Source organism: Mycobacterium sp. NGS69 (genome assembly GCF_059812165.1).
In genome coordinates this window covers 400,063-426,469 of the sequence record NZ_JCALCD010000001.1, presented here as the reverse complement: position 1 = coordinate 426,469, position 26,407 = coordinate 400,063, and the positions used below count along the sequence as shown (strand labels likewise).

Genomic DNA, 26,407 nt, shown 5'->3' with positions numbered 1-26,407 from the left:
GCCCCCAGCTCGCGCCAACTATGCACCCACCAGCCGCACCGAGGCCCACAGCGCGACCACCGCGACCACCAGGGCCGCCGGCACCGTGCACAGCCCGAGGAGGGTGTACTCGCCGACGCCGGCGTCGACGTCGTGCCGGCGAAGCACGCGGCGCCACAACAGGTTTGACAGCGACCCCACGTACGTCAGGTTGGGGCCGACGTTCACCCCGATCAGCACCGCCAGAATCGCCACCGGACCGCCGTTCGCCACGAGCGGCAGCAGCACCAGCGTCGCGGGCAGGTTGTTGACGACGTTGGCCAGCACGGCGGCTATCGCGGCGATCGCGAGCAGAGCGAGCAGTCCCGAACCGGATGGCAGCACAGCCGTCATGGCCCTGTCCATGCCGTTGAGCATGACCGCCCGCACCACGACGCCCAGCGCCAGCACGAACACCAGGAACGAGACGTGCGCCGAGTGCGCGATCTCGGCCACGGAGGTGTGCCGACGGCTCAGGCTGCGCACGCCCAGCACCGCGGCGCCGGCTAGCGCCACCCACGCCGGGGCGACCCCGACGGACTGGCCGACCGCGAAACCGGCGAGGGTCAGCCCCACGACCACCAACACGAACACCGGTGGCCGCGGCGCCGGGCCGACTTCCTCGGCGGCGGGCTGGACGCGCAGGTCGCCGGCGAAAAACCAGCGAAACACCGCGTAGATCACCGCCACCGCGCCCAGCCAGGGCAGCGCCATGAGCGCAGTGAACCTGGTGAACGACACGTTGGCGGTGTGAAACGCCAGCAGGTTGGTCAGGTTCGACACCGGCAGCAGCAGTGAGGCGCCATTGGCGAGGTGAGCGGTGGCGTAGGCGTAGGGCCGCGGCGGGGTGCGCAGCCGGCGGACAGCGGCCAGGACCACCGGGGTCAGCAGCACCACCGCGGCGTCCAGGCTCAGCACGGCGGTGATCAGCGAGGCGACGACGAACACCCGCCGCAGCAGGCCGCCCGACGAGACGCGCCCCCGCGAAATCGCGGCCCCCGCCGCCTCGAACAGCCCCTCGTCGTCGCACAGCTTGGCCAGCACCAGGACCGCGCCCAGGAAGGCGACCACTCCCGACAGCCCGGCCACCTCCTGGGCCGCCTTACGCACCGAGATCGCGCCGACCGCGATCACGATGAGCGCCGCCGGAACCGCCGCCACCGCCTCCGGCAAACCCCTCGGGCGAGCAACCGCGAACACGAGCACGGCAGCGAGCAGCAGGAGGACCAGGGCCAGGGTCATGGCTCAGGTCGCTCCGATCGGAGAGGCGCGTCGACAGGTCAAGGCCATCGGCGGCGTAGCTCCTAACGGCGAGTGGGGTGAGGAACAAGACACGATCGCGGATCAGCCGACGGAGCTGCGTGACCCACGTCACGACCCAGCCACCCACGAAGCAATCCCGGCGAATATTACCCACCATGGCGGAATTGTGATGCGGCAGCATCGACTTCGCCCGGCGGCGATGTTTCGATTAGCCTTCGCATCGATGACGGAACCAATTGCCGTGGAGGCGCTTCCGCGACAAACGGCGCACGCGCTCGACCTGATGGCCTTCTCGCTGGCCGATGTTCGCGATGGACTGGGCCCGTATCTGTCGGTGTACCTGCTGCTGACGCATCACTGGGATCAGGCGTCGATCGGGTTCGTCATGGCCGTCGGCGGTATCGCCGGGGTCGTGGCGCAGACACCCGTCGGGGCACTGGTCGACAAGACGACCGCGAAGCGTGCGCTGGTGATCATCGGCGCGGTGGGGGTCGCCGACGCCGCGCTGGCGATGCCGCTGTTGCCCGGCTTCTACACGATCTCATTCCTGCAAGCCGTCACCGGGATCGCGGGCTCGATCTTCAATCCGGCGTTGGCCGCGATCACCCTGGGGATCGTCGGGCCGCGGCTGTTCTCCCGGCGGATCGGGCGCAACGAATCGTTCCGGCACGCCGGCACGGCGTCGGCCGCCGGCGCCGCCGGCGGACTCGCCTACTTCTTCGGCCCGGTGGTGGTCTTCTGGCTGCTGGCGGTCATGGCCGCGATCAGCGTCGTCGCAACGCTGCGCGTCCCGCGCGACGCCATCGACGACGACATGGCCCGTGGCATGGACAAGGCGGTGGGTGAACGGCACGGGCAACCGTCCGGATTCGCGGTGCTGCTGCACAATCGGCCACTGCTGATCTTCGCGGTCGTGGTCTTCGCCTTCCACTTTGCGAACGCCGCGATGCTGCCGCTTGTCGGTCAGGAGCTGGCCCTGCACAACAAAGCGGTCGGGACGGCGCTGATGTCGGCATGCATTGTCGCGGCGCAGGTCGTCATGGTGCCCGTGGCATACGTCGTCGGCGCCAAGGCGGACAGCTGGGGCCGAAAGCCGATCTTCCTCGTCGGCTTCGCCGTACTGACCGTCCGCGCTTTTCTCTACCCGCTGTGGGACAACTCGTACTGGCTCGTCGGTGTTCAGCTGTTAGACGGCGTCGGGGCCGGCATATTCGGGGCGTTGTTCCCGCTCGTCGTGCAGGATCTCACGCACGGAACGGGTCGCTTCAACGTCAGCCTGGGCGCGATCACCACCGCGTGGGGCGTGGGCGCGTCGTTGTCCAACTTCGCCGCCGGCGGGATCGTCGTCGCGGCGGGTTACGGGGTCGCGTTCATGTCGCTCGGCGCGATCGCCGCGATTGGCTTTGTGCTCTACCTGACCGCGATGCCGGAAATGGCTTCGACGGCCCGAGCGGTGTAACTCCTTTATCCCCAGGGGTTTTCGCGCCGCCACACCGTCGGCATGTGTAGCTCGACGCCGTCGTGCGCGGCGAGCTCGTCCAGCACATGGATCGACACGTCCAGGTCGTCGCCCGCATACGGCAAGGCCCGCAAGGGCTTTGACAACGGGCTGAAGAAGTCGTCCCAATGGATCAGGATCACCCGCCGCGCGCCCACGGCGCGCACGGTCTCGGCCCAGTATTCGAGGATGTAGGACCGCGGCCGCAGGCCGAGCTGTCCGACGGACAGGTACACCGCGTCCGCACGCCTGCCGTCGAGCGCGCCCTTGACGAAACCCGCGCTGCCCTGGATCAGCAGCCGCCGGTCCGACGGCCGATGGTGCACCAGCGCCGACCACGCCTCACCGCAGCGGTAGGCCGACGCCCGCACCGGCGGGGTCAGCGGCTCGTCGATCGTCCCGGGGAACCGGTCCGGCGGGCAGTGGTGCGATTCCACCAGCGTTACGTCGAAGGCGCCCAGGCGAATTGGCTCACCCGATGTCGCGACGATGATGCGGTCGTCGGGCAGTCCGTATCCGCGCCCGACGTTGGCGGCCGACTCGCCGCCGATCAGCCGCGCGCCGGTGCGCTCGGCGACCAGCGCGGAGTCCAGCACGTGGTCGATGTGGGTGTGCACCGGGATCACCGCCTCCAGCCGGGACACCTTGGCGCGGGCCAGGCAGCCGTCCACGCGGGCCGGCGACGGCGACACCTTGCCGGCGGCCACCCGCGCCAGGCTTGGGCGCGAGAAGTAGCCGTCGGTCATCAGCGCGGACGACCCGTCGTCGAGCAGCAACGTCGCCACCCCCAGCCAGGTCGCCGACAGCGGCGCGTCGGGTCCCCCGGTGGGCACGTCGAACCGGTCCGCGTACTGCGCGAGGTCGGGCCGGCCGAGTTTCGCCCGCATCAGCAGAACGCCCGCAGCTCGATACCGTCGGCCGTCAGTCGATCGCGCACCGCAGTCGCGATACTTACCGCATCCGGCGAATCACCTTGCACGCAAACCGATTCCACGACGACGGCGATTTGCGTGCCGTCGGTCGCGGTGACCCGCCCCGAGGTCACCATGGTCCGCACGCGCTCGGCGATCGCCGCCGGGTCGCGCAGCACGCGCCGGGTTCGCGTCGGGAGACCAGCTGGCCATCGGGCCGGTAGGCGCGGTCGGCGAACGCCTCGGCCACCGTGCGCGAGCCGACCCGGACGGCCTCCTCGGAAAACGCCGAACCCGCCATCGCCAGCACCGGCAGCGCCGGGTCCACCAGGTGCACCGCCGCCACGACCGCATCCGCCTGTTCCCGGTGGGTCACGATCGTGTTGTACAGCGCCCCATGGGGTTTGACATAGGACACCGCCGAGCCGGACGCCCGCTCGATCGCCTGCAACGCGCCGATCTGATACACCGCGTCGGCGACCAGGTCCTCGGGCGCGACGTCGATGACACGCCTGCCGAACCTCGCCAGGTCGCGGTAGCTCACCTGCGCGCCGATGCGCACGCCGCGCTCGGCGGCCGACCGGCAGACCGCAGCAGGCCGGCGGGGTCGGCGGCGTGGAATCCGCATGCCACGTTGGCGCCGCTGATGATCCCAGCATGGCGTCGTCGCCCAGGCGCCAGGCGCCAGGCGCCAGACGCCAACGCCCAGGTCGGCATTGAGGTCGATAGCGGCCACCCGCCCAGCTTATTCCGACGCTAGGCGGCGACCTCGCGACGTCGCCCGAGGAACCAACAAACCAGGTAAATGACAAAGGAAATCGTCGCGACGAACACCGACACCGGAACACCGGGTGCCAGCGACAGCACGATGCCCCCCACCGCGGCGACTTCGGCGAAGGCCACCGAGGCCACGATCGCCGCCGCGGGCGACGAGATCACCCGGGCCGCCGCGGCCGCCGGCGTGATCAGCAACGACATCACCAGCAGCGCCCCGACGATCTGCACGGCCTGGGCGGCCACCACGCCCACCAGCGCGGCGAACACGATGCCCAGGACGCGGACCGGGACACCGCGCGCGGCCGCGACCTCGGGGTCGACGGTGGCGAACAACAGCGGGCGATAGCACGTGACCAGGACTGCGATCACCAGCAGGCAAACCAGCGCCAGCATCGTCAGGCCGGTATAGCCGACACCGACGATCTGACCCGTCAGCAACGCGAACGCGGTCCCCGTCCGTCCTGGGTAGAGGTGAATGAACAGCACCGCCAACCCCATCCCGAAAGCCAGGACCACGCCGATCACCGAGTCGCGCTCCCGGGCCCGCTGGCCGAGGACGCCGAAGAGCGCCGCCGCCAGGGCGCTGCCGATCAACGCCCCCGCGCCCACCTCGAACCCCACCAACAACGCGAAAGCCGCTCCCGTCAAAGACAATTCGCTGGACCCGTGCACGGCGAACGACATCTGGCGCATCACGATGAACGGCCCGATCAGGCCGGCCACCAGCCCCAGCAGCGCGCCCGCCGCCAGCGCCTGCTGGACGAAGTCGTGGCGGAGCAGGTCGGTGGTGAGGTCAAAGGACAACAGGTGGTGCAGCATGTCGGCGAGCCGGCGGTTCATCCACCGCACCCGTCGTCCGGCTCGCCGACGACCACGTAGCCGTCGCGCACCTTCACCACCTGTATGTCGGCGCGGTACAGCGCCGAGAGCGTCTGGCTGGACATCACCTGCTCGACGGTCCCGATCTCGAAGCGGCCGTCGACGAGATAAAGCACCCGGTCCACGTACGGCAGGATCGTGTTGATCTCGTGCGTGACGACGATGACGGTGGTTCCGGCGTCGCGGCGCCGCCGGTCCATCAGCGCCGACACCAGCTTGGCGTTCGCCGGGTCCAGGGTCAGCAGCGGCTCGTCGCACAACAGCAGCATCGGGTCACTGACCAGTGACTGGGCGATGCGCATCCGCTGCAACTCGCCGCCCGACATGATGCCGACCCGGACGTCGGCCAGGTGTTCGGCATTGACCTGGCGTAGCGCCTCGGACACGGCGGCGCGGAGGCGGGCCCGTCCGGATGATCGCAGCGGCGCGGCGCCCCAGCGTCGTCCGTCGATGCCCAGCCGAACCAGGTCGCGGCCGCGCAGCATCACCTCGCGGTCGATCGGGCGATGTTGCGGGACGTAGCCGATGCTGCCGCTGCCGGAGGTGATCGGCCGGCCGTCGACCAACGCGACGCCACCGCTCAGGGGCAGCTGCCCGAGCAGGACCTTGAGCAACGACGTCTTGCCGCTGCCGTTCGGGCCCAGCACGGCGATGAACTCGCCGGGCCGCACCGACAGGTCGAGGTGGTCCCACAGGACGCGGTCGCCGAACGCCAGCCGCGCGCCGGAAAGCGAGACGCTGTGGGCATGGCCATCGACGGCGCGGACCGCTTCGACTGTCACGGCCGCGCCTATCGGCTCGACCGCAGGGCGGCCAGCAGCTGGTTGACGGTGTTGCGCTGCCAGGTCAGGTAGTCGATGCCGTCGGGCAGCGTCTCGCGCACCTCGGTGACCGGCACCCCCGCGCGCCGGGCGGCATCCTCCAGGCCGCTCACCGCGGAGCTGGACGTCTGCGGGTTGATCAGCAGCGCGGAGACCTGCCGGCGCTTGATCATGTCGAGCACCTTCGCCATGTCGGCCGGCGACGGATCGGTCTCGTTCTCGCCGGCGGCGGCGAACGTGGCCGGGGCGCGATTCACCAGGCCCGACGCGGCCAGCAGGTAGTCCACGTCGGGCTCGGTCGCGATGACTCCGGCGTCGGGATATGCGCCGGCGATGGCGTGCTCGGAGACCTCGATCGCGTCGGCGGCGCGGCGGAACGCGGCGGCGTTGGCTCGATAGTCGGCGGCGTTGGCCGGGTCGATGGCCGCCATCCGGTCGGCGATCGAGGAGGCCACCGACTTGGCGACGCCCAGGTCGTAAAAGACGTGCTCGTTCGGCGGCTCCCCGCTGCCGGCCGGGACGAACGAATAGGCGTCTACCGACTTGATGCGCGGATGCCCGGTGAGGACCTGGTCCACCCAGGGGTCGTAGCCGCCGCCGTTGTAGACGACCAGGGCGGCGTCGGTGATCGCGGCGGCGTCCGAGGGGCTGGCCGCATACGAGTGCGGGTCGGTATCGGAGCCGGTCAGGATGGACTTGACGGCGACGTGGCGGCCAGTGACGGCGCTGGCCACGCTGCCCCACACGTCGGTGGACGCGACCACGGTTGCCGCCTGCGGGCGCGCCGGACCGGCGCAGCCGGTGAGCGCGATCAAGCCGGCCACGGCGATCAGGACGGCCGAACGCCGACGCGCCATGCTGCCTGCCATTTCCGTCCTCTTCCGCCCGCGGCCGACCCATAATACTAATGAAAATCGTTTCCATTAGAAAGTGGCGCAGCGGCTCCTCGGGCGCCCCACCGGCGACCCGCTGTAGCGTCACCGAACGTGAGGAGTCCCGCACCGCGCCGGCGTGCGACTCTGGCGTCGTTGGCGGACGAACTGAAGGTTTCGCGCACCACGATCTCGAATGCCTTCAACCGGCCCGATCAGCTTTCCGCCGACCTACGCGAACGGGTGCTCGCGACGGCGAAGCGGCTGGGGTATGCGGGACCCGACCCGGTGGCGCGATCGCTGCGGACCCGCAAGGCCGGCGCGGTGGGTTTGGTGATGGCCGAACCGCTGACTTATTTCTTTTCCGACGCGGCGGCGCGGGATTTCGTTGCCGGGGTGGCGCGGTCGTGCGAGGAGCTCGGGCAAGGGTTGCTGCTGGTCGCCGTCGGCGCGAGCCGCAGCCTCGAGGACGGAACGGCCGCGGTGCTCGGGGCCGGGGTCGACGGCTTCGTGGTGTATTCGGCCTGCAACGACGACCCCTACCTGGAGGTGGTGCTGCAACGGCGCCTGCCCGTCGTGGTGGTCGACCAGCCCAAGGGCCTGGCGGGAGTGTCCCGGGTAGGTATCGACGACCGGGCGGCGATGCGCGAGCTTGCCGACTATGTGCTCGGGCTCGGGCACCGCGAGATCGGTTTGCTCACCATGCGGCTGGGCCGGGACCGGCGGCAGGGCCTGGTAGACGCCGACCGGTTGCGGTCGCCCGCCTTCGACGTGCAACGCGAACGCATTGTCGGCGTGTGGGAGGCGATGACGGCCGCCGGCGTCGACCCGGATTCGCTGATCGTCGTGGAAAGTTACGAGCACCTACCCGAATCGGGTGGCGCCGCCGCCAGGGCCGCGCTGGAAGCCAATCCGCGGATTACCGCGCTGATGTGCACCGCGGACATCCTGGCCCTGTCGGCAATGGATTACCTTCGCGCGCATGGCATTTACGTGCCGGGACAGATGACCGTCACCGGGTTCGACGGCGTGCCCGACGCGATCGGCCGCGGATTGACCACGGTGGCGCAGCCCAGCCTGCAGAAGGGACATCGGGCGGGCGAACTGCTGCTGAAGCCGCCCAGGACGGGCCTGCCCGTCGTCGAACTGCTGGACACCGAGCTGATCCGGGGCCGCACCGCCGGACCGCCGGCTTAGCCGGGCTGGTGTTCGCCGAGCAATAACCGCACGGCCAGGTCCAGCCGTTTGCTGACGTCGGTTGCCGAGGCGCGGCGGGTGAGCCAGGCGAGCAGGTTCGACAGCCACACGTCCGAGATCACCCGGGCGATGTGGTACTGGTCCTCGGTCGGTTCGCCGTCGCTCATCGCGCGCGCGAACATGCTGTCGATGAGCTTCTCGACCTGGTCGACCTCGCTGGCCGCCGAGGCGTCGGCGAAGACGTAGGCGCGCGTCATGGCCTCGGTGAGCAGCGGGTTGCGTTGCATCGCGCGGTTGAGCTTGCCGACCATGAAGTTCAGCCGTTGAAAAGGGGTGCCGCCGGCGACCGCGGAGCGGTCGGTTTTTGCGTCGATCCGGCCGAACTCCCGGCCCAGGGCCGACACCAGCAAATGCACCTTCGACGGGAAATACCGGTACAGCGTTCCGACGGCCACGTCGGCCCGGTCGGCCACGGCGCGCATCTGGACCGCCTCGTAGCCGCCCTTGGACGCGATGGCCATGGTGGCGTCCAGGATGCGCTTGCGGCGTTCGCGCTGCGCCTCCGACCCGAGCTCGGACTCCGCCAGGACCGCCACGTTCATGACCTCGCGCGGCTGCGAGTCAGGAACGTCGGCCGAGTCTGGGTTCGCTGACGACATTTGAGGGCGCGCTCCTTATTCGGGTGGCTCGTCCGCAAACGATACGCATGCTGGGCGTAAATTTCCCACCTCCCCGCAGCAAGGACAACCACGTGTACTGCTGTAATGGCGTTCGACTTGACGCTCGATCGCTGGCACTATTAGAACACGTTCTAGTGGGCTTTCAAGTAGACAGAGTGCCCCTTCATCCCGAACCAAGCGCGCGGAGGACCAAAGGGTGGTAGCGACCGTCACCGACGAACAGTTCGCCGCACGTGCGCTGGTGCGCGACTGGGCGCGAAGCTCGTGTTCGAGTGAGGCCGTACGCGACGTCGAACAGGGCAACCCCGACGCGTGGCGGCCGGTCTTCGCCGGCCTGGCCGACCTGGGGCTCTTCGGGGTCGCGATTCCGGAGGAGCGCGGCGGCGCGGGCGGCAGCATCGAGGACCTGTGCGCGATGGTCGAGGAAGCGGCCAAGGCGCTGGTCGCCGGCCCGGTCGCGACCACGGCCCTGGCCACCCTCGTCGTCGAGGACCAACAAGTGCTGGACGCGCTGGCCGCAGGGGAACGCTTCGCCGCGGTCGCGCTGCACGGTGACGTGCGGTTCGACGGCGTGACGTCGCGGGCCTCGGGCATCCTGCCGTGGGCGCTGGGCGCCGCGGAAGGCGCCGTCATTGTCCTGCCCGCCGACGGGACGTGGCTGCTCGTCGACACCGGCGGCGAGGGCGTGCAGCTCGAACCGCTGCCGGCCACCGACTTCTCCGTCCCGCTGGCCCGGGTGGTGCTGACGTCGGCGCCGGCCACGGTCATCGCGGATGCGGGTCGGCGGGTCGAGGAACTGGCCGCGACCGTTCTGGCCGCCGAGGCCGCCGGCGTCACCCGATGGTCGCTGGACACCGCGGTCGCCTACGCGAAGGTGCGCGAGCAGTTCGGCAAGCCGATCGGCAGCTTCCAGGCCGTCAAGCATCTCTGCGCCGAGATGCTGTGCCGCGCCGAGCAGGCCGAGGTCGCGGCCGTCGACGCGGCCCGGGCCGCGGCGGAGTCCGATGCGGACCAGTTCTCGATCGCGGCGGCGCTGGCCGCGAGCACGTGCATCGCCGCCGCGAAGGCCAACGTCAAGGACTGCATCCAGGTGCTCGGCGGCATCGGCTGCACCTGGGAGCACGACGCACACCTGTATCTGCGCCGGGCGCACGCCATCGGGCGGTTCCTCAGCGGGGCCGAGCGCTGGCAGCGGCGCATCACCGAGCTGACCCAGGACGGCGTCCGGCGCCGGCTGGGTATCGACCTCAGCGACGTCGAGGACCAGCGGGCCGAGATCGCCGCCGCCGTCGCCGAGGTCGCCGCGCTACCGGAAGAACAGCGCCAGGTCGCCTTGGCCGAGGCCGGACTGCAGGCGCCGCACTGGCCGCCGCCCTACGGGCGCGGCGCCTCACCGGCCGAGCAGCTCTTGATCGACCAGGAGATGGCGGCGGCCGGGGTGGTGCGCCCCGACCTGGTGATCGGCTGGTGGGCGGCGCCGACCATCGTCGAGCACGGCACGCCCGAACAGATCGCACAGTTCGTGCCGGCCACGCTGCGCGGAGAATTCCTTTGGTGCCAACTGTTTTCCGAGCCGGGGGCCGGCTCGGACCTGGCGTCGCTGCGCACCAAAGCGGTGCGGGGCGAGGGCGGCTGGCTGCTCACCGGGCAGAAGGTGTGGACGTCCGCCGCGCACAAGGCGCGGTGGGGTGTATGCCTGGCGCGTACCGATCCCGACGCCCCGAAACACAAGGGCATCACCTACTTCCTGGTGGACATGAAATCGCCGGGCATCGAGATTCGGCCGCTGCGCGAGATCACCGGCAACGCGTTGTTCAACGAGGTCTTCCTGGACAACGTGTTCGTGCCCGACGAGATGGTCGTCGGCACGGTCAACGACGGCTGGCGGCTGGCCCGCACCACGCTGGCCAATGAGCGGATCGCGATGGCCTCGGGGACCGCGCTGGGCAACCCGATGGAAGAGCTGCTCGAGGCGCTGGCGGAGCTGGACCTCGACGTTTCGCAGCAGGATCGGCTGGGCCGGTTGATCGTCACCGCCCAGACGGGCGCGCTGCTGGACCAGCGCATCGCCCAGCTCGCGGTGGGCGGCCAGGACCCCGGCGCGCAGTCCAGCGTGCGCAAGCTCATCGGCGTCCGCTATCGGCAGGCGTTGGCCGAATACGCGATGGACGTCGCCGAGGGCGGCGGCCTCATCCGCAACCAAGCGGTCTTCGACTTCCTCAACACCCGCTGCCTCACTATCGCCGGTGGCACCGAGCAGATCCTGCTCACCGTCGCCGCGGAGCGGCTGCTCGGCCTGCCCCGCTAGCTTTTCGCCGAGCCTGTAGATTCGCAGGCCCTCACTCGCACTTTCCCTGCAGAAATACAGGCTCGGCGATTAAGAAAACGTCGTCTGCGCGCAGGTGCTGGGCGAGGTGATGTTGACCCCGCCGTAGACCACCTGGATGTGGGTGCACAGGATGACGCTGATGTCAGTCTTCGACTGACCGGTCTGCCAGTCGGCCGAGTCGATGCGGCCGGTCGTCTGGTACTTGTCGGGCGGTCCGTCACCGAAGTAGACGGTGGTGATCTCGTCCGACCCCATCGCCTTGTGGACCCGTTCGAACTGGCCGTTGGCGTGCGTGTCCAGGTACGCCAACCGGTTCGGCGACCGAACCTCGGTGGTCTGGCGCGCCCAGAGACCGGGCGGGAACCCGGTCACGCCGTCCGGCGTGCGCGTATCGGCCCCGACGATGAAATCGCAGTGGCCGTCGGCCTTGAAGCAGTTGAGGAAGGCGTGCGTCTCCAGCTGATTGGGCCCGTCCAGCGGGAACAGGGTGGTCGCCTCGTTGCTCGCGGCCGAAGCCACGGGACCCGGCAGGAACGCCAGCACGGCTCCGGCGACCGCAAATCCCGGTAACAGCCGGTTCATCGGCGTCCCCTTCCGGTTCGCTACGCGCCTACTCGTCGTAGGTGACTTCTACCGAATCAGATTCGGGGCGAGATTGACAGGCCAAAATCAGGCCCTCGTCGAGGTCCTGCTGTTCGAGGACGTCGTTGACCTCCATGTTGACGTTGCCGCTGCGCAGGGTGCAGGCGCATGCGCCGCAGTGCCCTTCGCGGCAGGAGAAGGGGGCGTCGAGACCCTTGGCGAGCAGGACGTCGAGCAGCTTGGCGTGGCGCGGCCAGGACACCGTGTGCGTCTCGCCGTCCAGCTCCACCACCACGGTGGCAGGCGGAAGGTCTCCCTCGGCGGTGTCCTCGATCTTGACCGCCGCGAACGGGTCGGACTCCAGCGACTTGAACACCTCGATATGCACCTGCGCCGCAGGCACTTTCAGCCCCTCCAGCGCGGTGCGGGCCGCGTCCATGAAAGGGCCTGGCCCGCAAATGAATACGGGTCGGTCGGTGTAGGGGGCGGCCAGCTTCGCGAGCGAGGCCGCGCCGGGCAGCCCCTGCAGCGATTCCAGCCAGTGCAGCACCGTGAGCCGGTCGGGGTACTTGGCAGACAGCTCGCGCAGCGCCTCGGCGAAGATCACCGAGCGGTCGTCGCGGTTGGCGTAGAGCAGCGTCACCTGGCCGCCGCCCTCGGCGAGGGCGGACTTGCAGATCGACATGATCGGGGTGATTCCGCTGCCGGCGGCCATCAGCAGGAAGTCGTCGTCGAGGGTCTTCGGCACGAAGTTGCCCGACGGGGCCAGCACGTGGATGCGCATGCCTGCCTGCGCATGCTCGCAAAGCCAGTTGGACGCGTACCCGTCCGCGGTGCGCTTGACCGTTACCGTGAGCGCCTCATCCGTGAACGGCGAGCTGCACAGCGAGTAGCAGCGCGCCACCGACCCGGTGCGGTCGCTGGGCACGCGCAGCGTCAGGAACTGGCCCGGCGCGTACCGCAGCCGCTCCGCCGGGATGCCCGGATCGCCGGGCGCGTCCGGCACGGCGAACACCAGGGACCGCGCCTCGTCGGTCTCGGCGATCACCTCGGCGATCTGCAGTTCCAGGACGTGGTCACCCAGCGGCTCGTCGGGAATCGCTTCCGTCAAGACCCGTCCCTTCCTTTCGACACAACTAGAACATGTTACAGAAAACCCGATATATACCGCTACCAGCCGCAGGAATACCCTGCTCGACACAAATCGGAACGTGTTCTAGTCTTCTGGGTAAGTCCGAACTCCCGGGAGGCAACGTAAGTGACGTCCATTCAACAGCGTGACGCGCAGTCGGTGTTAACCGCCATCGATGATCTGCTTCCGAAGATCCGGGAGCGCGCTCAGGCGACGGAGGACCTGCGGCGGCTGCCCGACGAGACGGTCCAGGAGCTCGAGGACATCGGTTTCTTCACCCTGTTGCAGCCGCAGCAGTGGGGTGGGCTGCAGTGCGACCCGACGGTCTTCTACGAGGCCGTCCGCCGGCTGGCGAGCGCGTGCGGGTCGACCGGCTGGGTGAGCTCGATCATCGGCGTGCACAACTGGCACCTGGCGCTGTTCGACCAGCAGGCCCAGGAGGAGGTCTGGGGCGACGACACCAAGACGCGGATCTCGTCGTCGTACGCCCCGATGGGCGCCGGAGTGGTCACCGACGGCGGCTACCTGGTGAACGGCTCGTGGAACTGGTCGTCGGGCTGCGACCACGCCACGTGGACGTTCGTCGGCGGCCCGGTGATCAAGGACGGCCGTCCGGTGGACTTCGGCAGCTTCCTCATCCCGCGCAGCGAGTACCGCATCGACGACGTGTGGCACGTCGTCGGCCTGAAGGGCACCGGCAGCAACACGCTGGTGGTCAAGGACGTCTTCGTGCCCCGGCACCGGTTCCTGTCCTACAAGGCGATGAACGACGGCACCGCCGGCGGATACCAGACGAACACCGCCCCGGTCTACAAGATGCCTTGGGGCACAATGCATCCCACTACCATCTCGGCGCCGATCGTCGGCATGGCCTACGGCGCGTACGATGCGCACGTCGAGCACCAGGGCAAGCGGGTGCGGGCGGCGTTCGCCGGCGAGAAGGCCAAGGACGATCCGTTCGCCAAGGTCCGCATCGCCGAGGCGGCCAGCGACATCGACGCGGCGTGGCGCCAGCTGTCCGGCAACGTTGCCGATGAGTACGCGCTGCTGGCCGCGGGCAAGGAGATCCCGTTCGAGCTGCGGGCCCGCGCGCGCCGCGACCAGGTGCGCGCCACCGGGCGCTCGATCGCCGCGATCGACCGGCTGTTCGAGGCGTCCGGCGCCACCGCGTTGGGCATTGACCAGCCGGTGCAACGGTTTTGGCGCGACGCGCATGCCGGTCGGGTGCACGCCGCCAACGACCCCGAGCGCGCCTACGTGATCTTCGGGAACAACGAGTTCGGGCTGCCGCCCGGCGACACGATGGTCTGATGACCACAACGACGGGGGAGTTGACGTTCGAGTCCACGTCGCGCTTCGCCGACGTGGACGTGGACGGGCCGCTGAAGCTGCACTACCACGAGGCCGGCGTCGGCAACGACCAGACGGTGGTGCTACTGCACGGCGGCGGGCCGGGCGCGTCGAGTTGGACGAACTTCTCGCGCAACATCGCGGTGCTGGCCGAGCGATTCCACGTGCTCGCGGTCGATCAGCCTGGCTACGGGCACTCTGACAAACGCGCCGAGCACGGCCAGTTCAACCGCTATGCCGCCCGGGCGCTCAAGGGGCTCTTCGACCAGCTGGAGCTGGGACGCGTTCCGCTGGTGGGTAATTCGCTGGGTGGCGGCACCGCGGTGCGGTTCGCCCTCGACTACCCCGACCGGGCCGGGCGCCTGGTGTTGATGGGCCCCGGCGGGCTGAGCGTGAACCTGTTCGCGCCGGACCCCACCGAGGGCGTCAAGCGGCTGGGCAAGTTCTCCGTCGAACCGACCCGGGAGAACCTCGAGGCCTTCCTGCGGGTGATGGTCTACGACCAGAAACTGATCACCCCGGAGCTGATCGATCAGCGCTTCGCGCTGGCCAGCACGCCGGAATCGCTGACCGCGACGCGCGCGATGGGAATGTCGTTCGCCGGGGCCGACTTTGAGCTCGGCATGATGTGGCGCGAGGTGTACCAGCTGCGCCAGCCGGTGCTGCTGATCTGGGGGCGCGAGGACCGGGTCAACCCGCTGGACGGCGCCTTGGTGGCGCTGAAGACGATTCCGCGTGCGCAGCTGCACGTTTTCGGGCAATGTGGGCACTGGGCGCAGGTGGAGAAGTTCGACGAGTTCAACAGGCTGACCGTTGATTTCCTGGGAGGCGTGCGATGAGTATCCGGTCGCTGGGCTATCTGCGCATCGAGGCCACCGACATGGCGGCGTGGCGCGAATACGGCCTGAAGGTGCTCGGCATGGTCGAGGGCAAGGGCACCACCGAGGGCGCGCTCTACCTGCGCATGGACGACTTCCCGGCCCGGCTGGTCATCGTGCCCGGTGAGCACGACCGGCTGAGCGAGGCCGGCTGGGAATGCGCCAACGCCGAAGGGCTGCAAGAGATCCGGAATCGGCTCGACGTGGAGGGCACCCCGTACAAGGAGGCCACCGCGGCCGAGCTGGCCGATCGCCGGGTGGACGAGATGATCCGGTTCTCCGACCCGTCGGGCAACTGCCTCGAGGTGTTCCACGGCGCCGCCCTGGAACACCGCCGCGTCGTCAGCCCGTACGGGCACAAGTTCGTCACGGCCGAGCAGGGCCTGGGGCATGTGGTTTTGACCACCCGCGACGACGACGAGACCCTGCACTTCTACCGGGACGTGCTGGGTTTCAAGCTGCGCGATTCCATGCGCCTGCCGCCGCAGGTGGTGGGCCGGCCCGCCGACGGGGCGCCGGTCTGGCTGCGGTTCTTGGGCTGCAACCCGCGTCATCACAGCCTCGCTTTCATGCCCGGGCAGACGCCCAGCGGCATCGTGCACCTGATGGTCGAGGTCGAAAACGCCGACGACGTGGGCCTGTGCCTGGACCGGGCGCTGCGCCGCAAGGTGCCGATGTCGGCCACGCTGGGCCGCCACGTCAACGACCTGATGTTGTCGTTCTACATGAAGACGCCGGGTGGCTTCGACGTCGAATTCGGTTGCGAGGGGCGGCAAGTGGCCGACGACGACTGGATCGCCCGGGAGAGCACCGCGGTGAGCCTGTGGGGTCACGACTTCACGGTTGGCTTCCGAGCCTAGCCCGAGGCAACCATGTCGGCACAGATCGATCCGCGGGCCTTCCGGCAGGTGCTGGGTCAGTTCTGCACCGGGATCACCATCATCACCACCGTGCACGACGACGTGCCGATCGGGTTCGCCTGCCAATCCTTCGCGGCGCTGTCGCTGGAGCCGCCGCTGGTGCTGTTCTGCCCGACCAAGGTGTCGCGGTCCTGGAAGGCCATCGAGGCCACCGGCCGGTTCTGCGTCAACGTGCTGACCGAAAAGCAAAAGGACGTGTCGGCCCGGTTCGGCTCGAAGGAGCCCGACAAGTTCGCCGGAATCGGCTGGCACCCTTCCGAATTGGGTTCACCGATCATCGACCGGTCGCTGGCCTACATCGATTGCACGGTGGCGTCGGTGCACGACGGCGGGGACCACTTCGTGGTGTTCGGTGCGGTGCAATCGCTGTCGGAAGCCCCCAAGATCAAGCCGCGGCCGCTGCTTTTCTATCGCGGTGACTACACCGGCATCGAACCGGACAAGACGACGCCCGCCCAGTGGCGCGACGACCTGGAAGCGTTCCTCACCACGACGACCCAGGACACCTGGCTCTAGTTCTTTCGCCGCGACCCTAACCACACTGCGATATTTCGGTCGCGTTTTCGCAGTGTGGTTAGGCTCGCGAACCGACAACCCATGTTTGGCGGCCGGGGGCCGCCGGGAATGCGTGCGGTATGCGCTCATCAGCCAGGCGAGCGCTGACCGACTATCTCAGCGCTCAAATCGACGAAATAGATACCGGCGACGCGGAACTGCGCCATGGCGGGGGTGAAGACCCCGTGCACGACACCCGAGTGGCGATCCGGCGGCTGCGGAGCACCCTGCGTGTATTCGCCAAACTGCTGGACGGGCCGAAGGTCGGCGATGCCGACGGCGAACTGAAGTGGTTCGCCGCACTGCTCGGCGATGTCCGCGATTGCGAGGTCCAAGAGCGCCGCTTCACCGAGGCGCTGGACGGCATGCCCGACGAGCTGATTTTGGGTCCGGTCCGCTCGCGGATCCGTAACGACCTGCGGGCGGTCGAGCTTCCCGCCCGCACCCGGCTGGGCGAGGCCATGGACTCCGACCGCTACCGGGCGCTGCTGGCCGTCTTGCGCGGTTGGCGCGCCGAACCGCCCGTCGCGCAACGGATTGCGGCCAAGTCGCTGCGCAAGCGGTCCGGCCGCGCGGAGCGCAAGGCGGATCGGCGGCTGGCCGCCGCGCTCGAAGCCGGCCCTCACTCTGGTCAAGACGCCACGCTGCATCGGGCCCGCAAGGCCGCCAAGCGCGCCCGCTACGCCGCCGAACTGCGCAAGCCTCTGGACAAGCGGGCCAAGCGGACCGTCAAGCATTACAAGCGGATTCAAAGCCTGCTCGGTGACCACCAAGACACCGTCGTCGCCACAGGGACGCTTCGGCAGATGGCGTTGGCCGCCGGAACGGCGCCGGGGGAGAACGGCTTCAGCTACGGCATGCTGTACGCGCGCGAGCAGCAGGTCGCCCGGCAATGCCGGGAAGACGCGTTGCAACTCGTGTAGGCGACGCGCCCGGTGGCCCGCTGAGGGGGCGGGCCACCGGGCCCTGGCCGGCCGGCCCCGGTTAGTCCGATGCGCGGTGGTGATGAACCGGTTCGACGGATTCCTGATGGCCGTCGGCGGGCGCCTCAGGCGATTCGTCGTTGGCCGTCGGGTCGAGCTTGTCGGCACGCTTCAACTGGCCGTCGAGGTGCTCGCGCGATGTCGCCGCTTGGCTCTGATGGGCGGCCGCGTGTTCCTGCAGCCGGGCGGCTTCGGCGGCCTTGACTTCGGCCTCGGCCTGAGCCGCACGCGCCTTGGCGGCCGTCTCCTCGGCAAGCGCTTCTCGCCGTTCGACCCGGGTCGTCGCGACCTTGGCCTGTTCGCGAATCTCCTCGGCCTGCCGCCGGCGGCGCCGACGCGTCGCCGCGTTGGCCGCCACGATCACCGCGGCGATCACGAGGACCGCCACCACCGCGGCGATCACAATCCAGGTAGTCGTACTCATGGGGGCTCCGTCGGTTCGTGTGGGTATTGCAGCTGCCCGTTCGTACTGGTTCCCCATATTTGACAGGAATAAAACAAGGGCGCGTTTCCCCAGGCAGGGGCGGCGACTACTTGAAGTCGAGCGCCTCGACCGTCGCGATGGGGCCTTCGTGGGTCGGCCGATTCGCGCCGCCGATGCAGTAGACGGTGTTGCCGACCGTCGCCACCACCTCGGCGTGACGCGGCGTCGGCATCGGGGCCAACGTGCTCCATTTGCCGTCCGCGATCTCGTACATCTCGACCACGTTCAGCACCATCGTGGGCTCCTCGCCGCCGACCACCACGATCCGGCCGTCGATGTACGTGGCGCCATAGCTTCCGCGCGGCGTCGGCATGCCCACCAGCCGGGTCCACGACCCCGATGCCGGATCGAAGCGTTCCAGCGCCGCGGAATTCTTGTCCGAGGAAAGGAACCTGCCGCCGATCGCATACACGTAGGTGCCGTCGGACACCGCGGCCAGGTGTTCGCGGGCGGTGGGCATGTCGGCGGCGTCGGTCCACGAACTTCCGTCGAACACTTCGGTCTGCGGAACGAGTTGCTTGGCGTTCTGGCCACCGACGACGACGAGTTTGTCGCCGGCCACCGCGGCCGCCGGCGCCGCCCGGGCGTGCGTGAGGCTGGGCAGGTCCACCCAGTTGCCGCCGCGCAGCGCGAAGACCCGGTTGGACCCGTCCGCGATGTTGTCGCTGGCGCCCCCGAGTACGACGACCTCGCCGCGGTAGGTCGCCGCGGTCGCGTGGTGCAGCGGGATGGGCAACGGGGGTCCGGTCTCCCAGGCGCCGGTGCGCGGGTCGTAGCTCTCGACCGTCGTGAGAGCCATGCCGTCCCGCAGGCCGCCCATGATCCAGATCTTGTCGTTCAGCACGGTCCAGGCCATCATCAGCCGCGGCGTCGGCGCGTCGGGCAGTGAACGCCATTGCGACGCGGGCTGGATCTGGCGGGCCGGCAGCTTCAGCGCTTCGGCCTCCGAAATCACCTGGCCGTCCCCGACGGCAGTCGACCCGCCGATCGCGTATACCGACTTCTCCACCGCGGCGACGGCCATGCCGTGCCGCGCCATCGCCATGTCCGGCAGGCCGTCCCAGTGCCGCGTCATGAGGTCGAACACCGAGACGCTCTTCAGCACCTGTCCCCCGGAAACGCCGCCGACGGCGACCAGCCGCCCGTCGGCGATGGCCACGCCGAGGTCGCTGCGTGACTGCGGAAGCGTGGGCATCGTCGTCCAGGTTTTCGCGGCCGGGTCATACGCCTCGACCATCGTCAGGTCCGAGTCGCCGGTGGTTCCCCCCACCACGTACACCAGCTTTCCGTCCGACGCCGCGGCCAGCATCTGGCGCGGGGTGGGGATGGGCGCGCCCAGGCTCCAGGCGGTGCCGTCGAAGACCTCGGTGGTGTTCAGCAAGGCACCGCCGGCGTCGACTCCGCCGGTGACGACGAGGCGGTCTCCCACCACCGTCGCTGCCGCCGCCGCCCTGGGCGCCAACAGGTGCGGCAGCTCCACCCACCGGCTGTTGACCACCCGCCAAACCTGGTCGCTGGCAACCTTTTTGCCGTTGACGGTCTTCCAGCCGCCGAGCACCACCGGGTTTCCCATCCACGTCACGGCCATCGCGTGTTGCAACGCCACCGGCAGATCGTCGCCGCCCTTCCATTCGTCGATGGCGGGGTCGTAGCCCTCGTGCTTGGTGGTCGCCGCGCCGTCGCTTCGGATGCCGCCGAAGACCCAGATGGTGCCGTCGGCCTGGGTGGTCGCGACCGCATCGCGCGCGACGCGGGCGTTGGTGATCGGCTTCCACGCGACCGGCGCCTGGGCCGGCGGGCCCGCGGCCGTCTTGCGAGTGCCGTTGTCGGGCCGCAGCCACAGGAACACGGCGCCCACCACCAACAGCACGACCACGACGGCGACGAGGGCCACGCGGCCGCGCCTCTTGCCCGGCTGCGCGAACCACTCCTGGATCCGCAGCGCCAGGGGTTTGCGCCAAGGGGGCGGGGCCTGTTCGGGAGCGCCCGGCGGGCCCGGCGGGCCGCCGGCCGGCGTCTGTGGCTGCGTTTCGGCGCCGTGCCCGCTGCGCAGCACGCTGGCCGCCTGCGAAAACTCATCCTGACCGGAGGGTCCCGACGGCGTCGAGGGCGTGGCCCGCACCGCGTTGTCGTGGGCGACCGGCGCACCGATCGCTGAGGTCGGGCCTTCGTGGGGTGTCATGCCCGCGGTAGGCGGGATGCTCGCGGTAAGGGATCCCGGCGGCCGCGTTTCCCCGCCGTTCGTGGAGGGCGCGGCGTCCGCGGTCGCCCGACCGACGCCGCCGATCGCCATCGCATCGGGTTTGAGGCCGTTGAGGCGCTGCGCGGCCTGCAACTCGCGGCCGAATTCCTCGGCCGAGGCGGGCCGGTCGGCCGGATCGAGCGACATCGCCCGCTCGATCGCCGAGCACACCGCGTCCGGTATTCCGTCGGGGCGCATGTCGGGCACACCGGTCGTGCTGATCCGCAGGTACTGCGCGATCAGGTCCTCGCCCTTTCTGCGTTCGTGCGGGGCGTTGCCGGCGATGAGCGCGAAAATGGTCGCTCCGAGCGAGTACATGTCGGCGGCGACCGTCGCCGGGTTGCCGGTCATCACCTCTGGCGCGGTGTAGTCAATGGTGCCGGAGAAGAACCCGGTCGCGGTCTCGTAGCCGCCTTCGATGTGGGCGATGCCGAAGTCGCTCAGTTGCGGTTCGCCGTAGTCGTTGATCAGTATGTTCGCCGGCTTGATATCGCGGTGCAGCGTTCCACCCCGGTGCGCGGTTTCCAGTGCGCCGCATAGCTTTACACCGATTCCCAGGGCTTCGGGCCAGGGCACCGGCCCCTCGCGGCGCAGCCGCACCGCCAGGGAATCCGCGGCGTGGTAGGGCATCACGATGTAGGGCCGGTTGCTGGTGGTCACCCCAACCCGCAGGATGTTGACGATGTTCGGGTGCCCGGACAGCCCGCCCATCGCGTAGCCCTCGCGCAGGAAGCGTTCCCGGCTCTCCTCGTCCATGTGCGACGGCAGCAGCTTCACCGCCACGTTTCGGCCCAGCGCCGTCTCGTAGCACCGATAAATCACCCCGGCCCCGCCGCGGGCCACCTGATGCGCATCCTCGAATCCGGCGGCCGCCAGCTCCGCGGCGATCCCGCCGGATACCGACGCCACGCCGTCGGACCTGGGTTCTTCGGCCATTCCTGGGCGCTTAACCTCCCGTACATACGGCTCAGAGAGCTCAAGAGTATCTCCCGTTACCGCCCGGGAGTATCTTTCGGCGACCATCGTCATCAAGCGAAGATGCAACGGGTTTGGCGCGAGCCAACGGGGCGCACCTCGGGTCAGAATGGCGATATGACGTTGGATCTGAACGGGTATCTCGACCGCATCGACTTTCGCGGCGTCGCCGAGCCGACGCTCGACGCGCTGCAGGCTCTGGTGAGCGCCCACACCCGCGCGATCCCGTTCGAGAACCTCGACCCGCTGACGGGAACGCCGGTCGATGACCTCGGCCCAGATGCTTTGACCGACAAGCTGGTTCACCGGCGCCGGGGCGGCTACTGCTACGAGCAGAACGGGCTACTGGGTTATGTGCTGTCGGAACTGGGTTTTCGGGTCCGGCGATTGGCGGGCCGGGTGATCTGGATGCTTCCGCCCGACGCGCCGTCCGCGCAGACGCACACCGTTCTGGCGGTGACGTTCCCCGGCTCCCAGGGGTCTTACCTCGTCGACGTCGGCTTCGGCGGGCAGACACCGACCTCTCCGATCCGGATCGAGACCGGCAGCGTGCAACAGACCACGCTCGAGCCGTACCGGCTCGAGGACCGCCGCGACGGGCTGGTGCTGGCGGCCGAGATCCGCGGCGAGTGGACGCCGCTCTACGAGTTCACGACGAGGACCGCACCGGCGATCGACCTGAAGGTCGGCAGCTGGTTCGTGTCGACCCACCCGTCGTCGCACTTCGTCACCGGCCTGATGGCCGCGCGGGTCACCGACGACGCGCGGTTGAACCTGGCCGGGCGCTACCTGACCGTCCACGGCGCCGACGGCAGCGAGAAAATCCGGCTGGACGACGCCGCCGCCGTCGTCGACACCCTCATCGAACGGTTCGCCATCAACGTGGCCGACCTGGGCGACCGCAATGCGCTCGAGGCCCGCCTCGACAAGGTTCTCGGTGCCTAAGACCAGTTCCGATGTGATCGGCCGCGGGCCGATGCCGAATAGTGATCACCGCAATAGCCTGTCAAATTCGGCGAATAATAAGAGCGTCTATTAACCTGTCCCACCGTGGGTCGGGATCACGGGTCAGGCAATGCTGTCGGGGCCGCCTCGGGCAGTGTAGACGCCAGCGCTGCCCCCGGTGGCGGGATCGTAGTGCCCGAGGGCGTCACGTTGACGTCGAATTTCGACCAAAACCGGGCCCTCTTGGGCGACAGTCCCGCGTACCGCTTCATCGACTACTCGCAGGACCAGGACGGGCGGATTCTCGAACTCAGCTGGAACGAGCTGTGGTCGCGCGTATGCGCCATCGGGGCCCGGCTGCAGCAGGTCACCAAGCCCGGTGACCGGGTGGCGATCCTGGCGCCCCAGGGCCTCGACTACGTGGCGGGTTTCTTCGGCGCCATCCACGCGGGCAACGTCGCGATCCCGCTCTTCGCGCCGACTTTGGCGGGGCACGGCGAGCGCCTGGCGGCGGTGCTGGCCGACGGCCGGCCCGCGGCGATCTTGACCACGACCTCGGCGGCCGAGTCGGTGCGGACGTTCATCCGCACGTTGCCCCCGAACGAGCGGCCGCGGATGATCGCGGTGGACGCGGTACCCGCGACGCTCGGCGCGACCTTCACCGACCCCGTCCGGGACACCGACGACCTCGCCTATCTGCAGTACACGTCGGGCTCGACCCGCACGCCGGCCGGGGTCGAGATCACGCATCGCGCCGTCTATACCAACGCGATGCAGATGATCATCCACGGCGGGCTCAACACCGACGTCCAATGCGTGAGCTGGCTGCCGCTGTATCACGACATGGGGCTGATGATGATCGTGTTCACGGCCTACTTCGGCGCGCACGTCGCGCTGATGGATCCCATGGCGTTCCTGCGCCGGCCCTACCGATGGATCAAGCAACTGGGCATTGCGGCGACCCGGGGCCGCACGATGGCGGCCGCGCCGAACTTCGCCTTCGAGCTGACCGCCCAGCGCGGGCTGCCGCCCAAGGGGGAGGATCTCGACCTCAGCAACGTGGTGTGCCTACTCAACGGGTCGGAGCCGGTGAGCATGGCGGCCATCGAGCAGTTCACCAAGGCGTTCGCTCCCTATGGCCTGCCGGAGTCGGTGGTCAAGCCGTCCTACGGCATGGCGGAAGCGACGCTGTCGGTCGCCAGCATCGCCTCGGACGCCGCGGCGAGCGCGATCTTCCTCGACCGGGAGCAGCTCGGTGCCGGCCGCGCGGTGGCCGTCGACCCGACGGCGCCCGGTGCGCTCTCGCTTGTCTCGTGCGGCCAGCCGATCCTCGGGCAGTGGGCCGTGATCGCCGACCCGGACGGCGCGGAGGTGCCCGACGGCACCGTGGGGGAAATCTGGTTGCACGGCAACAACATCGGCCGCGGGTACTTCGGCCGCGAGGACGAGACGCGCCGGGTGTTCGGCAACAAGCTGCAGTCCCGTCTCGAGGTCGGTAGCCACGCCGAGGGCGCCCCGGACAACGGGTCCTGGCTGGCCACCGGCGATCTCGGCGTCTACGTCGACGGCGAGCTGTACCTGACGGGCCGGATCAAGGACCTCATCATCATCGATGGCCGCAACCACTACCCGCACGACATCGAAACGACGGTGAGCGAGGCCTCGCCGGCCATCCGCACCGGCTATGTCGCCGCGTTTTCCGTTCCCGCCGAAGCGGTTTCATCCCTTACCGGCAGCGGCGGCTCCGGCGAGCAGGTGGTCGTCGTCGCCGAGCGCGCCGCCGGGGCGGGCCGCGACCTGGGGCCGATCGCCGACACCGTGCGCGCCGCGATCTCGCGGCATCACCAGATCCGCGTCGCCGACGTGCGGCTCGTGGCCGCCGGCGCCATCCCCCGCACGACGAGCGGCAAACTCGCCCGCAACGCGTGCCGCGCCGAGTACCTCGAAGGGCGTTTCAACCGCTGACCGGCAGCCAGGGCCCGATGCGCCGCAGGGCCTCCTCGATGTCGCCGGTGGGTCCCGCGAACGAGAGCCGGACGAACGAGTGGCCGCGCGCGGTGTCGAAGTCGATGCCCGGCGCGATCGCAACGCCGGTGTCAGCCAACAGCTTTGAGCAAAATCCGAGGGAGTCGTCGGTGAAGTCCGAGACGTCGGCGTACACGTAGAACGCGCCGTCGGTGGGCGCCAGCCGGCCGACGCCGATTGCGCGCAGCCCGTCGAGCAGCAGCTTGCGGTTGACGCTGTAGTGCGCCAAGTTGCCGTCGGCTTCGGCGGTGGCCTCCGGGGTGAACGCCGCGACCGCGGCACGCTGTGACAGCACCGGCGGGCAGATGGTGAAGTTGCCGGTCAGGCAGTCCACCGCCCGGCGCAGCTCGCCCGGCACCAGCAGCCACCCGAGCCGCCACCCGGTCATCGCGTAGTACTTCGAAAAGCTGTTGACCACCACCGCGTCTCGCGAGGTCTGCCAGGCGCAGCTGGTCTGTGGCGCGCCGTCGTAGACCAGGCCGTGGTAGACCTCGTCGCTGATCAGCCGCACCCCGGAGTTCGCGCACCACGACGCGATGGCGGCGAGCTCGGCCGGCGGGATGACCGTCCCGGTGGGATTGGCGGGGCTGGCGACAATGACGCCCTGGATCGGTGGGTCCAGTTCGGCGAGCATCTGCGCGGTGGGCTGGAAGCGGGTCTCCGGCCCGCACGCGATGTCCACCACCTCACAACCCAACGCCGACAAGATGTTTCGGTAGCACGGATAGCCCGGGCTCGCCAGCGCAACCCGGTCGCCGACGTCGAAGCAGGCCAGGAAGGCGAGCAGGAATCCGCCCGAGGAACCGGTGGTGACGACGACGGCGTCGGGCTCCACGTCGATGCCGTGTTTGCGGTGGTAATCCGCCGCGATCGCGGCCCGCAGCTCCGGGATGCCCAGCGCGACGGTGTAACCCAGCTGGTTCGCGTTCAGCGCGGCGACCGCGGCCGCGCGCACCGGTTCGGGCGCGCCGACGCTGGGCTGGCCCGCCGACAGGTTGACCAAGTCGCCGTGGCTGCGCTGGCGCTCCGCGGCGGCCAGCCAGACATCCATCACGTAGAACGGAGGGATGCCGGCGCGCAGCGCGACGTGCTCGGTCACGTCGGCAATACTTCAGATTCCAGTTGGCGCAGCAGCTCTCGCGGCGGGTCGAGCAGTTGCTCGCTGTCGTGGGCGCGCTTGAAATACAGGTGCATGTCGTGTTCCCAGGTGATCGCGATGCCGCCGTGCAGTTGGATTCCTTCGGCCGCAACAGCTTTCAGGGCTTCGGTGGCGGCGAGGCGCGCCGTGGCCGCGTTGGTGGGGATGGGGTCGTCGCACGCGTCGGACACCACGGCCTTGGCCGCGGCGACGGTGACGTAGAGGTCGGCCATCCGGTGCTTGAGCGCCTGGAAGCTGCCGATCGGCCGCCCGAATTGCACCCGGCTCTTGGTGTATTCGACGGTCAGCTCCAGGCAGCGCTCGGCGGCGCCGATCTGCTCGGCCGCCAGCAGGATGGCCGCGGTGTGCGCGAGGCCCGGGTCCGCTCCGATGGGTTCGGTCTCTTCGGGCCGCAGGCGGGCCAGCCGGCGGGTGGGGTCCATGGTCGCGAACGGTTGCGCGTTGAAGCGTGTCCACCTGCTCAGCTGGCCGTCGGTGACCGCGACGACGACGTCGGCGATATCGCCGTTGACGACGTAGTCGGCATCGAGCACCAGAGCGCCGATCGATCCGCCCTCGGCGAGCTCTGCGAGCGTCTCGGCGTCCGGCTCGGGCGCCGCCAGCAACGCCAACTCCGCGAGCGTGGTGCCCAGCAGCGGGGAGGGCACCAGGGCCCGGCCCAGCTCTTGCAGAACGGCTGCGGCATCGGCCAATTCGCCGCCCGCGCCGCCCAGCTCGTCGGGGATCACCAGCGCGGCGGCGCCGACCTGCTCGCACAGCAGGCGCCACAGCCCTTCGTCGTAGCCGCGGTCGGCTTCTATCGCCGCCCGCACCGCCGCCGGGTCCGCGTGCTTGGCGACCAGGGCGGCGACGGTCTCCCGCAGCAGCTGCCGTTCTTCAGTCATAGCGCCGCTCCTCAGCATCGCTGCGTTCTGCATCGTCGTCGGCGCGAG

General features: G+C 69.4%; 22 protein-coding genes and 1 pseudogene. 10 read left to right on the top strand and 13 right to left on the bottom strand.

Annotation, left to right across the window (positions count from 1 at the left end):
• Positions 1-18: 18 nt before the first annotated feature.
• Positions 19-1,260, bottom strand: coding sequence for an SLC13 family permease (locus AC5Y2S_RS02235; protein WP_499953523.1), 1,242 nt, complete (start codon positions 1,258-1,260; stop codon positions 19-21).
• A 244-nt stretch (positions 1,261-1,504) separates the two neighbouring features.
• Here AC5Y2S_RS02235 and AC5Y2S_RS02230 point away from each other — a divergent pair, with 244 nt between their 5' ends.
• A complete protein-coding gene (locus AC5Y2S_RS02230; protein ID WP_499953521.1) occupies positions 1,505-2,740 on the top strand; it encodes an MFS transporter in 1,236 nt (411 codons plus the stop codon).
• 5 nt (positions 2,741-2,745) lie between these two features.
• Here AC5Y2S_RS02230 and AC5Y2S_RS02225 read toward each other — a convergent pair whose 3' ends face one another.
• The 5 genes and pseudogenes from AC5Y2S_RS02225 to AC5Y2S_RS02205 form a co-directional block, all read right to left on the bottom strand.
• Complete coding sequence (locus tag AC5Y2S_RS02225; RefSeq protein ID WP_499953519.1) at positions 2,746-3,666, bottom strand: MBL fold metallo-hydrolase; 921 nt, start codon at positions 3,664-3,666, stop codon at positions 2,746-2,748.
• A pseudogene (locus tag AC5Y2S_RS02220) lies at positions 3,666-4,426 on the bottom strand (LamB/YcsF family protein). The gene AC5Y2S_RS02225 and the pseudogene AC5Y2S_RS02220 overlap by 1 nt, the downstream one beginning before the upstream one ends.
• Before the next feature lie 20 nt (positions 4,427-4,446).
• Entirely contained in the window at positions 4,447-5,307 is an 861-nt protein-coding gene (locus tag AC5Y2S_RS02215; protein WP_499953518.1) for a metal ABC transporter permease, read from the bottom strand.
• The gene (locus tag AC5Y2S_RS02210; protein WP_499953516.1) at positions 5,304-6,128 is read right to left on the bottom strand and encodes a metal ABC transporter ATP-binding protein; all 825 of its coding nucleotides are present in this window, start codon (positions 6,126-6,128) and stop codon (positions 5,304-5,306) included. Before AC5Y2S_RS02210 ends, AC5Y2S_RS02215 begins: the two co-directional genes overlap by 4 nt.
• An 8-nt stretch (positions 6,129-6,136) precedes the next feature.
• Positions 6,137-7,024 carry a metal ABC transporter solute-binding protein, Zn/Mn family gene (locus tag AC5Y2S_RS02205; RefSeq protein WP_499954326.1) on the bottom strand — a complete coding sequence of 296 codons (888 nt, stop codon included), beginning with the start codon at positions 7,022-7,024 and terminating at the stop codon, positions 6,137-6,139.
• Between the two features lie 129 nt (positions 7,025-7,153).
• On the opposite strand from AC5Y2S_RS02205, the gene AC5Y2S_RS02200 reads away from it, so the two are divergent.
• Positions 7,154-8,236, top strand: coding sequence for an Rv3575c family transcriptional regulator (locus tag AC5Y2S_RS02200; protein WP_499953514.1), 1,083 nt, complete (start codon positions 7,154-7,156; stop codon positions 8,234-8,236).
• Here the strand turns inward: AC5Y2S_RS02200 and kstR are convergent.
• Positions 8,233-8,832 (bottom strand): cholesterol catabolism transcriptional regulator KstR, encoded by a 600-nt coding sequence (kstR, locus tag AC5Y2S_RS02195; protein WP_499881787.1) that lies wholly within the window; start codon positions 8,830-8,832, stop codon positions 8,233-8,235. The genes AC5Y2S_RS02200 and kstR overlap by 4 nt on opposite strands.
• A gap of 280 nt (positions 8,833-9,112) precedes the next feature.
• Here kstR and AC5Y2S_RS02190 point away from each other — a divergent pair, with 280 nt between their 5' ends.
• A complete protein-coding gene (locus tag AC5Y2S_RS02190) occupies positions 9,113-11,224 on the top strand; it encodes an acyl-CoA dehydrogenase family protein (RefSeq protein ID WP_499953512.1) in 2,112 nt (703 codons plus the stop codon).
• Between the two features lie 69 nt (positions 11,225-11,293).
• Here the strand turns inward: AC5Y2S_RS02190 and AC5Y2S_RS02185 are convergent, their stop codons facing one another.
• Entirely contained in the window at positions 11,294-11,827 is a 534-nt protein-coding gene (locus AC5Y2S_RS02185; RefSeq protein WP_499903823.1) for a hypothetical protein, read from the bottom strand.
• A 28-nt stretch (positions 11,828-11,855) separates the two neighbouring features.
• Entirely contained in the window at positions 11,856-12,938 is a 1,083-nt protein-coding gene (locus AC5Y2S_RS02180; protein WP_499953510.1) for a 2Fe-2S iron-sulfur cluster-binding protein, read from the bottom strand.
• A gap of 147 nt (positions 12,939-13,085) precedes the next feature.
• Between AC5Y2S_RS02180 and hsaA the strand changes: the two genes are divergently transcribed.
• The 5 genes from hsaA (at position 13,086) to AC5Y2S_RS02155 (ending at position 17,585) form a co-directional block, all read left to right on the top strand.
• On the top strand, positions 13,086-14,270 hold the full coding sequence (gene hsaA / locus AC5Y2S_RS02175) for a 3-hydroxy-9,10-secoandrosta-1,3,5(10)-triene-9,17-dione monooxygenase oxygenase subunit (protein ID WP_499903821.1): 1,185 nt from the start codon (positions 13,086-13,088) through the stop codon (positions 14,268-14,270).
• Entirely contained in the window at positions 14,270-15,148 is an 879-nt protein-coding gene (gene hsaD, locus AC5Y2S_RS02170; RefSeq protein WP_499953509.1) for a 4,5:9,10-diseco-3-hydroxy-5,9,17-trioxoandrosta-1(10),2-diene-4-oate hydrolase, read from the top strand. Before hsaA ends, hsaD begins: the two co-directional genes overlap by 1 nt.
• A complete protein-coding gene (gene hsaC / locus AC5Y2S_RS02165; RefSeq protein ID WP_499953508.1) occupies positions 15,145-16,047 on the top strand; it encodes an iron-dependent extradiol dioxygenase HsaC in 903 nt (300 codons plus the stop codon). Before hsaD ends, hsaC begins: the two co-directional genes overlap by 4 nt.
• 12 nt (positions 16,048-16,059) lie before the next feature.
• Complete coding sequence (gene hsaB, locus AC5Y2S_RS02160) at positions 16,060-16,623, top strand: 3-hydroxy-9,10-secoandrosta-1,3,5(10)-triene-9,17-dione monooxygenase reductase subunit (RefSeq protein ID WP_499953506.1); 564 nt, start codon at positions 16,060-16,062, stop codon at positions 16,621-16,623.
• Positions 16,624-16,742: 119 nt separating this feature from the next.
• The gene (locus AC5Y2S_RS02155) at positions 16,743-17,585 is read left to right on the top strand and encodes a CHAD domain-containing protein (protein ID WP_499953504.1); all 843 of its coding nucleotides are present in this window, start codon (positions 16,743-16,745) and stop codon (positions 17,583-17,585) included.
• Between the two features lie 61 nt (positions 17,586-17,646).
• Here the strand turns inward: AC5Y2S_RS02155 and AC5Y2S_RS02150 are convergent, their stop codons facing one another.
• Complete coding sequence (locus AC5Y2S_RS02150; RefSeq protein ID WP_499953503.1) at positions 17,647-18,069, bottom strand: hypothetical protein; 423 nt, start codon at positions 18,067-18,069, stop codon at positions 17,647-17,649.
• A gap of 106 nt (positions 18,070-18,175) precedes the next feature.
• The gene (locus AC5Y2S_RS02145) at positions 18,176-21,307 is read right to left on the bottom strand and encodes a Kelch repeat-containing protein (protein ID WP_499953501.1); all 3,132 of its coding nucleotides are present in this window, start codon (positions 21,305-21,307) and stop codon (positions 18,176-18,178) included.
• Positions 21,308-21,463: 156 nt separating this feature from the next.
• Between AC5Y2S_RS02145 and AC5Y2S_RS02140 the strand changes: the two genes are divergently transcribed.
• Both AC5Y2S_RS02140 and AC5Y2S_RS02135 read left to right on the top strand, forming a co-directional pair.
• Positions 21,464-22,291: an arylamine N-acetyltransferase family protein gene (locus AC5Y2S_RS02140; protein ID WP_499953499.1), complete on the top strand. Its 828-nt coding sequence runs from the start codon at positions 21,464-21,466 to the stop codon at positions 22,289-22,291.
• Positions 22,292-22,396: 105 nt separating this feature from the next.
• A complete protein-coding gene (locus AC5Y2S_RS02135; RefSeq protein ID WP_499953497.1) occupies positions 22,397-24,256 on the top strand; it encodes a fatty acyl-AMP ligase in 1,860 nt (619 codons plus the stop codon).
• Here the strand turns inward: AC5Y2S_RS02135 and AC5Y2S_RS02130 are convergent.
• Both AC5Y2S_RS02130 and ipdE2 read right to left on the bottom strand, forming a co-directional pair.
• A complete protein-coding gene (locus AC5Y2S_RS02130; RefSeq protein ID WP_499953495.1) occupies positions 24,246-25,415 on the bottom strand; it encodes a pyridoxal phosphate-dependent aminotransferase in 1,170 nt (389 codons plus the stop codon). The genes AC5Y2S_RS02135 and AC5Y2S_RS02130 overlap by 11 nt on opposite strands.
• The gene (ipdE2, locus tag AC5Y2S_RS02125; protein WP_499953493.1) at positions 25,412-26,359 is read right to left on the bottom strand and encodes an acyl-CoA dehydrogenase IpdE2; all 948 of its coding nucleotides are present in this window, start codon (positions 26,357-26,359) and stop codon (positions 25,412-25,414) included. The genes AC5Y2S_RS02130 and ipdE2 overlap by 4 nt, the downstream gene beginning before the upstream one ends.
• Positions 26,360-26,407: the final 48 nt, after the last annotated feature.